Annotated in this window: 1 protein-coding gene; it reads left to right on the top strand. The window is 58.8% G+C overall.

Annotated elements, in window-relative coordinates:
- Window positions 1-66: 66 nt before the first annotated feature.
- Window positions 67-1,193 (top strand): IS3 family transposase gene (locus VK792_RS19470; RefSeq protein WP_326299583.1). Its coding sequence is split into 2 segments (ribosomal slippage): window positions 67-331 and window positions 331-1,193, totalling 1,128 coding nucleotides; the frame shifts between segments, so codons are not numbered across the junction.
- Window positions 1,194-1,227: the final 34 nt, after the last annotated feature.

Raw genomic sequence — 1,227 nt, 5'->3', positions numbered from 1 at the left:
TGGAATAGCCCCCTGAAAGTGGTCCACCAACTGGGATAGATTTGTCCCGCAATTGGAGGATCAGCGATGGCTGGGAAAAGAGAGAAGCCCGAAGATATTGTATCGAAGCTTCGGCAAGTTGAAGTTCTGCAGGGACAAGGCGCGACGATCGCCGAGGCGGTTCGCCAGATCGGCGTGACGCAGCAGACATTTTATCGATGGCGCAAGCTCTATGGCGGGATGCAGCGATCTCAGCTCGCCCGGCTGAAAGAGCTGGAGAAGGAAAACCAGCGGCTGCGGCGGGCGGTGTCGGACCTGACACTGGACAAGCTCATTCTGACCGAGGCGGCAAAGGGAAACTTCTGAGCCCTTCACGCCGCCGCAAGTGCATCGACCATGTGCGGCAGGAACTTGGCGTATCCGAGCGCCGCGCCTGCCGCACGCTTGGTCAGCACCGGTCCACGCAGCGCAAGGCTCCGCAGGGTCGAGCCGATGAAGAACGGCTGACCGACGATATCATCGAGTTGGCCGACCAATACGGCCGCTATGGATATCGAATGGTGACGGGTCTGCTGAACAACGCGGGCTGGTGTGTGAACCACAAGCGGGTCGAGCGTATCTGGCGGCGTGAAGGGCTGAAAGTCCCGCAAAAACAGAAGAAGAAGGGGCGGCTCTGGCTGAATGACGGATCATGCGTGCGTCTCAGGCCGGAGCGTCCAAACCATGTCTGGTCCTACGACTTTGTCCAGGATCGGACCGCTGACCGGCGCGTCTATCGGACGCTGAACATCATTGATGAATACACCAGGGAGGCGCTGATGATCCGCGTCGATCGCAAGCTCAACTCAACCGATGTGCTGGACGCACTGACAGACCTGTTCATCCTCCGTGGCCCGCCGGAATACATAAGATCCGACAATGGGCCGGAATTTATCGCTCAGAAGGTGCGGGAGTGGATTGCAGCCGTCGGCGCGAAAACGGCGTACATCGAACCAGGCTCACCATGGGAAAACGGATACTGCGAAAGCTTCAATGCCCGGTTCCGCGACGAGCTGTTGAACGGCGAAATCTTCTACAGCCTAAGGGAGGCGCAAATCCTGATCGAGCAATGGCGGATCCACTACAACACCGTCAGGCCGCACAGCGCATTGGGATATCGCCCGCCAGCGCCGGAAAGCATCGTCCCGATAGACCAGAGGCCTACGATGCACTAACATTTTAACCGGACCACCCGATGGGGGCACGCCA

This window comes from Mesobacterium hydrothermale, from assembly GCF_035818635.1.
Taxonomy (GTDB): domain Bacteria; phylum Pseudomonadota; class Alphaproteobacteria; order Rhodobacterales; family Rhodobacteraceae; genus Mesobacterium_A; species Mesobacterium_A hydrothermale.
Note: the sequence above shows the minus strand (reverse complement) of the source record. Positions and strands in the feature narration are given on the sequence as shown.